The sequence below is a fragment of the Streptomyces sp. NPDC014991 genome (genome assembly GCF_043080665.1).
Classification (GTDB): Bacteria; Actinomycetota; Actinomycetes; order Streptomycetales; family Streptomycetaceae; genus Streptomyces.
The window spans coordinates 650,014-658,267 of the sequence record NZ_JBIBVY010000001.1 but is presented as its reverse complement, the minus strand read 5'-3'; the positions used below and the strand labels follow the sequence as shown (position 1 = coordinate 658,267).

At 72.2% G+C, this 8,254-nt stretch carries 5 protein-coding genes; 3 read left to right on the top strand and 2 right to left on the bottom strand.

The window, feature by feature from the left end:
- Positions 1-136 precede the first annotated feature (136 nt).
- Both ACF1BE_RS02945 and ACF1BE_RS02940 read right to left on the bottom strand, forming a co-directional pair.
- On the bottom strand, positions 137-1,747 hold the full coding sequence (locus ACF1BE_RS02945) for an NADH-ubiquinone oxidoreductase-F iron-sulfur binding region domain-containing protein (RefSeq protein WP_392197201.1): 1,611 nt from the start codon (positions 1,745-1,747) through the stop codon (positions 137-139).
- Positions 1,744-3,048 carry a cytochrome b/b6 domain-containing protein gene (locus tag ACF1BE_RS02940; RefSeq protein ID WP_392197200.1) on the bottom strand — a complete coding sequence of 435 codons (1,305 nt, stop codon included), beginning with the start codon at positions 3,046-3,048 and terminating at the stop codon, positions 1,744-1,746. Before ACF1BE_RS02940 ends, ACF1BE_RS02945 begins: the two co-directional genes overlap by 4 nt.
- Before the next feature lie 401 nt (positions 3,049-3,449).
- On the opposite strand from ACF1BE_RS02940, the gene leuS reads away from it, so the two are divergent.
- The 3 genes from leuS (at position 3,450) to ACF1BE_RS02925 (ending at position 8,148) form a co-directional block, all read left to right on the top strand.
- Positions 3,450-6,332 carry a leucine--tRNA ligase gene (gene leuS, locus ACF1BE_RS02935; protein ID WP_392197199.1) on the top strand — a complete coding sequence of 961 codons (2,883 nt, stop codon included), beginning with the start codon at positions 3,450-3,452 and terminating at the stop codon, positions 6,330-6,332.
- A 139-nt stretch (positions 6,333-6,471) separates the two neighbouring features.
- Positions 6,472-7,230: a hypothetical protein gene (locus ACF1BE_RS02930; protein WP_392197198.1), complete on the top strand. Its 759-nt coding sequence runs from the start codon at positions 6,472-6,474 to the stop codon at positions 7,228-7,230.
- A 72-nt stretch (positions 7,231-7,302) separates the two neighbouring features.
- Complete coding sequence (locus ACF1BE_RS02925; RefSeq protein WP_392197197.1) at positions 7,303-8,148, top strand: DegV family protein; 846 nt, start codon at positions 7,303-7,305, stop codon at positions 8,146-8,148.
- The last annotated feature ends 106 nt before the right edge of the window (positions 8,149-8,254 follow it).

Genomic DNA, 8,254 nt, shown 5'->3' with positions numbered 1-8,254 from the left:
GGGGTTGTTGTTTTCCCGGGGTGTCGTTTCCGTATGTGGGCCGGGTGGGGGGGGGTGGCCCCGGGGCCCCAACCCCCCCGCCCCCGCGCGGGGGGGGGGGGGCCCCCGGCCGGGGGCCCCCCCCCTCGCCGTGGGATCAGCGGCCCAGCGCGCGCCGGCCGCGCCCCTGGGAGAGAACGGGCAGATTGCGCGCCGGTGCCTGCCCGCGCGTGTCCTCCTCGAGGCGCAGCGCCAGCGCCGGGCAGCGGCGCACCGCGCGCAGCGCCTTCGCCTCGGCGTACCGGGGCACCTGCGCCTGGGCGACGGTCGGGAAGCCGTCGGCGCCGAGTTCGAACACCTCCGGAAGGATGTCCGCGCACAGCCCGTGGCCCCGGCACAGCGTCCAGTCGACGTAGATCTTCTGACGGCTGCCGCCGGTCTCCTCCGGCTCCGCGCCGCCCGCGATGCCCGTGGGGCCCCTGCCCCCCTCGAAGAGCGGCAGCACGCCCGCCACGGGCCGCCCGCAGCCGTTCCCGAGGACATGGGCGGCCAGGTCGTCGGTGAACGCCTTGATGGTCGACTCCAGGAACATCGCCGAGCCGTCCGGATGGGAGCACGCCCCACGCCGCTTGACGTTCTTGGCGACCTGTTTGAGCGCCTCCAGGGCGGCCGGTCCGCCGCCGTTGAGGATGTCCTCCAGCCCGCGCGCGGCGGCGGGCAGTCCCAGGTAGCAGGGGCCGCACTGGCCGGCGCTCTCCTCGGCCAGCCACTGCGCCACCCGCAGTGACTCGCCCAGCGGGCAGGTGTCCTGGCTGATCGGCAGGATGGCGCCCGCGCCCAGCGAACCGCCCACCGCGTCCAGTGAGTTGCGGGAGACGATCGCCTCGTCGACCGTCGCCGCGTCGATCCACTTGCCGTGGTAACCGCCGGTCAGCACGCCCTGCGGCACCGGCGGGGCGCCCGCCAGCTGGAGCACGTAGCGCAGCGGCACGCCGGTCGGGACCTCGATCACCATCGGACGGGCGACCGCGCCGGACACGGTGAGCATCACGGTGCCCGGCTCGTCGTACAGGCCGGTGTTGCCGTACCGCTCCGGGCCGATGCGGGCGGCGATGGCCAGCTGCGCGAACGTCTCCGCGTTCGACAGCAGCGTGGGCGCTCCGCCGACCCCGCTCTGCGAGGCGCTGATCTTGCGGCCGGGCGGGATCGCCGGACCGCCGTCGACCGAGCGGATCAGCGAGGCGGCGGCGCCGGTGACCATGCGCACCGGATTGCGCTGCACCCACGCGCGCAGCGCCGATCTACGGCTGTTGCTCAGGCCCCGCTCGGCGAGCGCCGCCTCCATGGAGCGCTGGGTGGACTCCCGGGTGACCCCGATGACCAGGGTGCGCGCGCCGAGTGCCTCCGCGCACAGCAGCGCGCCGTCCAGGATCAGGTGCGGGGCGCGGTTGATGAGCACCGTGTCCTTGCGGCAGGCGGGCTCGTCCTCGCTGCCGTTGACGACGACGACCGGCCGCACCCCGCGCTTGATCGCCGCCTCGGCGACCGAGCGCAGCTTCCTGTGGAAGGGGAAGCCGGCCCCGCCGCGGCCCTTGAGATTGATGCGTTCGGAGAGCTGGGCGAGCTGCTCGCCGCCCAGCGGGTCGAGCGGCCCGTGCACCTTGAGGTGCATGGGCAGATCGAGCCGCTCCACAAGGTCGAAGCCCGACGTGAGCTGGGGAAGCCCGACCACGCGGACTTCGGGGACGTCGGGCAGGGCCTCGTTCACTTAAAGCCTCCGGAAGGCGTGTTCCAAGGTTCGCCCGAACCCGACGTGTCGTAGGACGCGCCGGGCAGCGTTTCGGTGGCGGGACCGCTGTTGTACGTGTCACTCGGGTTGTACGTGCCGTAGAGGCCGTTTGTCTCACCGGTGTCGTACACGTCACTTCCGCCGTATCCGCCGGCGTCCGGATTGCCGTAGACCGGGATGGTGTATCCGGTGTCCTGGAGCGGGTCGTACGCGGACGGCGGGGCCTCGCCGACCGGCGGCGGGGACGGTACCGGCCAGCTGCCCGAGGTGCTGGAGGGGCCGTCCACGCGCGGGACGGCCTCCGTGGGCTGGAGGTCCAGCGGCAGGTCCGCGCGGGTCGTCCGGCCGGCCGCGAACGGGCTGCCCGGGAACGCTCCGCCCGGGGTGCCCGGCGTCGACACCGCGCGGTAGGCCGCCGCGAAGCCCGCGGCGGGATCCGGCGCGGGCGCCGCGGGGGACTGGTACAGCGGCGCGGTGGAGGTCGCCGGTCCGGCGGGCGACGGCCTGGCCTCCCGCCGGCTCCCGTAACCGGGCAGCGCCGACTCGGACGCCCGGGAGCGGCTCGCGTCCAGCTCGTCCAGCCCGGGCCGCTCGGAGCTGCCGAACAGAGCCACCAGCCGGTCGGCGACCTTGCGTTTGACCGGCCGTGGGGCGGCACGCAGCGCGAGGGCGCCCATCACGCCCAGCAGGGACAGGCTGTAGAGGATCACGAAGACCGGCTTGGCCGCGCGACCCGCGTAGAGCCCGTGGATCAGCGCCGCGCACCAGGCCGGGTAGGCCAGCATGTGCATGGCCCGCCAGCGGGCGGCGACCGGGGCCGGGGCGGCGAAGTTGCTGCGCAGCGCGCCCGTGATGCCCACGAAGATCATCAGCAGGCCCGCGAGCGAACCGAGACCGATCAGGCCGGCGATGCCGGTGACGCCGAGCGAGAACGGGACGAGAGCGGCGATCAGCTGGGTGTGGCCGAGCGCGATCTTCGCGGTGATGTGGAGCAGCAGGAACGCGATCGAGGCGACCGCGGTCGTACGGTGCACCGCCTGGCCGACGATCCGCTGCCGGGTGTTCAGGAAGATCCGGTCCTGGGCGAACAGGCCCCAGATCACCGAGCAGCTCAGCGAGACGAGGGACAGCACGCCCGCGCCGAAGTTCAGGAACTCGCGGAACTGGCTGCCTCCGACCAGCACGGACACGGGTATCAGCAGCAGGACGACAGCGGACGCCACCCCATAGGCCGAGCGGCCCGGTTTGGGGAGCGAGCTGGTACTACGACGAGGGTTCATGGGGGCAACTCCGAGCAGTTTCGGGAAAGCGGTCCCGCTGCCGCACTCTAGGTGGCGCCATACCGATCAGTACGGGGTTTGAGTCATCGCGTTGTTATCAACGGACCATGCGACTGGAGCGGTGTCCCTGGAGGACGGTACGCCTGGTCATCGTTGACCTTCATTCAGTTCCGGCGGGCTGCGTGACATGTCCCTCAGGCATACGGAAGCGCGTCGCCGCTTGCTCAAGGGCTGCGGTACCCTAACGCCATGCGTGCCGTACGCCTTCTGCTTAGCGGGCCGCGCTGATCAGTACCGACCCGGCGGTCAGCCGTGAGGTCGGCATCGGCGCGGCGTCCCCTCCTGTGTGAGGGGCTTTTTCATTTCCGCGGGCAGAGACGATCGATGGAGCTTTGAGGATCATGAGCGAGACGAACCCCGCTGCCACCGCCGCCGCCCCGGCGGAGGCGGCGCCGCACCGCTACACGGCCGTCATGGCGGCCGAGATCGAGGCACGCTGGCAGGACTTCTGGGACGCCGACGGCACCTACGCGGCGCCGAACCCCACGGGCGACCTGGCGGGCGACCCCGAGCTGGTGGCTAGGCCCAAGAAGTTCATCATGGACATGTTCCCGTACCCCTCCGGCGCCGGCCTGCACGTCGGCCACCCGCTGGGCTACATCGCCACCGACGTCTACGCCCGGTTCCAGCGCATGACCGGCCACAACGTCCTGCACACCCTGGGCTTCGACGCCTTCGGCCTGCCGGCCGAACAGTACGCCGTGCAGACCGGCACGCACCCGCGCGTGTCCACCGAGGCCAACATGGAGAACATGAAGGCCCAGCTGCGCCGGCTGGGCCTGGGCCACGACAAGCGCCGGTCGTTCGCCACGATCGACCCGGAGTACTACAAGTGGACCCAGTGGATCTTCCTCCAGATCTTCAACTCCTGGTACGACGAGGAAGCGGGGAAGGCCCGCCCGATCTCCGAGCTGATCGCCCGCTTCGAGTCCGGTGAGCGGCCGGTTCCGGGCACCACGCGCGCGTGGAGCGAGCTGACCGCCGCCGAGCGCGCCGAGATCCTGGGCGAGTACCGCCTGGCCTACGCCTCCGACGCGCCCGTGAACTGGTGCCCCGGCCTGGGCACCGTGCTGGCCAACGAGGAGGTCACCGCCGACGGCCGCTCCGAGCGCGGCAACTTCCCGGTCTTCAAGTCCAAGCTGCGCCAGTGGAACATGCGCATCACCGCCTACGCCGACCGGCTGCTGGAGGACCTGGAGGAGCTGGACTGGCCCGAGGCCATCAAGCTCCAGCAGCGCAACTGGATCGGCCGCAGCGAGGGCGCCCGCGTCGGCTTCCCGATCGACGGCGAGCGCATCACGGTCTTCACCACCCGCCCGGACACCCTGTTCGGCGCGACCTACATGGTGCTGGCCCCCGAGCACCCGCTGGTCGAGAAGTTCACCGCCGAGACCTGGCCGGAGGGCACCCGGGAGGCGTGGACCGGCGGCCACGCGACCCCGGCCGAGGCCGTCGCCGCCTACCGCGCGCAGGCCGCCGCCAAGTCCGACGTCGAGCGGCAGGCCGAGGCCAAGGACAAGACCGGCGTCTTCATCGGCGCCTACGCCACCAACCCGGCCAACGGCGCGCAGGTCCCCGTCTTCATCGCCGACTACGTCCTGATGGGCTACGGCACCGGCGCGATCATGGCCGTCCCGGCACACGACAGCCGCGACTTCGAGTTCGCGCGCGCCTTCGAGCTGCCGGTCCGTTGTGTGGTCGAACCGACCGACGGCCGGGGCACGGACACCTCGGCGTGGGAGAACGCCTTCGCCTCGTACGACGCGAAGATCGTCAACTCCGCCAACGGCGACGTGTCCCTGGACGGCCTGGGCGTCACCGAGGCCAAGGCCCGCATCACCGAGTGGCTGCGGGAGAAGGGATTCGGCGAGGGCACCGTCAACTTCCGGCTGCGCGACTGGCTGTTCAGCCGCCAGCGCTACTGGGGCGAGCCCTTCCCGATCGTCTACGACGAGGACGGCATCGCCCACGCGCTGCCCGAGTCGATGCTGCCGCTGGAGCTGCCCGAGGTCGAGGACTACAGCCCGCGCACCTTCGACCCGGACGACGCCGACACCCGGCCCGAGACGCCCCTGTCGCGCAACGAGGACTGGGTCAACGTCACCCTGGACCTGGGCGACGGCCCCAGGAAGTACCGCCGCGAGACCAACACCATGCCCAACTGGGCCGGATCCTGCTGGTACGAGTTCCGCTACCTGGACCCGCACAACGACCGGCAACTGGTCGACCCCGAGGTCGAGCGGTACTGGATGGGCCCGCGCGAGGACCGGCCGCACGGCGGCGTCGACCTGTACGTCGGCGGCGCCGAGCACGCCGTGCTGCACCTGCTGTACGCGCGCTTCTGGTCCAAGGTCCTCCACGACCTGGGGCACGTCTCCTCCGCGGAGCCGTTCCACAAGCTGTACAACCAGGGCATGATCCAGGCCTACGTCTACCGCGACAGCCGCGGCATCGCGGTGCCGGCCGCCGAGGTGGAGGAGCGCGACGGCGCCTACTACCACGACGGCGAGCAGGTCAGCCGCCTGCTGGGCAAGATGGGCAAGTCCCTGAAGAACGCGGTGACGCCGGACGAGATCTGCGCGGAGTACGGCGCCGACACACTGCGCCTGTACGAGATGGCCATGGGCCCGCTGGACGTCTCCCGCCCGTGGGACACGCGCGCGGTGGTCGGCCAGTTCCGGCTGCTCCAGCGGCTGTGGCGCAACATCGTCGACGAGAACACCGGCGAGGTCACCGTCACCGACGCCGAGCCCGACGAGGAGACCCTGCGCGCCCTGCACAAGGCCGTCGACGGCGTCCGCCAGGACCTGGAGGGCCTGCGCTTCAACACCGCCATCGCCAAGGTCACCGAGCTGAACAACCACCTCACCAAGGCGGGCGGCCCGGTGCCGCGCTCGGTCGCCGAGCCGCTGGTGCTGATGATCGCGCCGCTGGCCCCGCACGTCGCCGAGGAGCTGTGGCGCAGGCTGGGCCACACCGGATCGGTCGTCCACCGGGACTTCCCGGTCGCCGACCCGCGGTACGTGGTGGACGACACCGTGACCTGCGTCGTGCAGATCAAGGGCAAGGTCAAGGCGCGTCTGGAGGTGCCGCCCGCCATTTCCGAGGAGGAGCTGGAGAAGGCGGCCCTGTCGGACGAGAAGGTCGTCGCGGCGCTGGGCGGCGCGGGCATCCGCAAGGTGATCGTGCGGGCGCCGAAGCTGGTGAACATCGTCCCGGCGTGATCACCGGGTGCCGGGTGCGACCGGCGTCGGGGTAGTCCCCTACGGGCAGGTTCGGGGTTCTCGCGGAACCCCGGGCCTGCCCGCTGCGTTTACCGTGGAGAGCGCGGCGGCCCGCCGTACCGACCCGAGGAGGAGCGTCATGGAAGTAGTGATCGCCGTGTTCGCCCTGCTCTTCCTGCTCTTCGTAGGTCTGGGAACGTACGCCACGGTCAAAGCGGTCGGCGCCGCCAGGCGCGGGGTCGACCGGACGATCGCACAGGCCCGCCGCACGGTGGAGGACCACACCCTGCGCGCCAAGTCCTTCGCCCAGATCGGCCCGGCCGGCGAGATCGCCCAGCTGCGGCTCGCGCTGCGCACCTCCATGCGTGCCACGCAGGACGCGCTGGACGTGGGCGCGGCCGAGGACGAGTCGCTCAAGGAGTCCCTCGGCCTCTTCCAGCGGCTCAGCGTGCACGGACACGAGCTGGACGCCGACCTCAAACGCCTGGAGTCCGAGCCGGACCGGGCCACGCTCGCCGAGCGCCTGCCCGGGCTGCGGGAACGCACCGAGCGCATCACCCGGTCCGCGGACTCCCTGCGCTGGGCCGTCCACGACCGGGCCCGCCGCTTCGCCGACGACGACCTGGGCAGCCTCAGCGCCCAGATCGACATGGAAGCGGGCGCCCTGCGTCACTGGACGCGTACCGAGCCCGCCGAGGCACCCCCGCAGTGGCCCGAAGCGCCCGCCCCCTCCACGTCCGACGGGCCGGCCACGGAGCAGACCTGGCCCCGCACACCGGGTGCCCGCCCCGCACCGGGCGGCCCCGCCGGAGAGCCGGCCCCCGAGGCGATCGCCCCGCCGGCCGGGCGCACCTCCTTCCCCTGGCAGAAGAAGTCCCGTCCCGAGAAGACCACATGAGCGGACCGCTGTCCGCCCGCGCCGCACGGGCCGGGCTGCCGCACGAGCGCCCCGCCAGGTAACCTCCAGCTCATGTCCCGCCATGTCGCGATCGTCACCGATTCAACGGCCTACCTGCCGCCCCGGGCGATGGAGCGTCACGGCATCACCGCGGTACCGCTGACCGTGGTCCTCGGCGACCGAGCCCTCGAAGAGGGCACCGAGATCTCCACCCGCTCCCTGGCTCAGGCGCTCCAGAAACGGCGCTCCGTCACCACCTCCCGCCCCAGCCCCCAGGTGTTCGCGGAGACCTACCGCCGGGTCGCCGCGTCCGGCGCCGACGGCATCGTCTCCCTGCACCTGTCCGCCGAGCTGTCCGGCACCTACGACGCGGCCGTCCTCGCCGCACGCGAGGCGCCGGTGCCCGTGCGGGTGGTGGACACCGGCATGGTGGCCATGGCGCTCGGTTTCTGCGCGCTCACCGCGGCCGAGACCGCGGCGGCGGGCGGCACCGTGGACGAGGCCGTCACGGCCGCTGAGAAGCGGGCCGCGGGCACCTCCGCCTACTTCTACGTCGACACGCTCGACTATCTGCGCCGAGGCGGCCGCATGGGAGCCGCGCAGGCCCTCCTCGGTTCCGCGCTCGCCGTCAAGCCCCTGCTCCAGCTGGGCGGCGGCCGTATCGAGCTGCTGGAGAAGGTGCGTACGGCCTCCAGGGCCATCGCGCGCCTGGAGGAACTCGCCGCAGAGCGGGCGGCCGGCGCCGAGGTCGACATCGCCGTCCACCACCTCGCCGCCCCGGACCGTGCCGCCGCGCTCGCCGACCGGCTGCGGGTACGTGTCCCCGGCCTGGCCGACCTGCATGTCAGCGAGGTCGGAGCGGTGATCGGCGCACACACCGGGCCCGGGCTGCTGGGCGCGGTCGTCTCACCCCGCTGACACCGGGGGCGCCGCACACCGGCCCGAACGTGATCGCTGGGCACCGATTCACTCGTTCGGGTGAAGGTGTTGTCCACAACAGGGCCGTCGTCCACCGGAATTGACC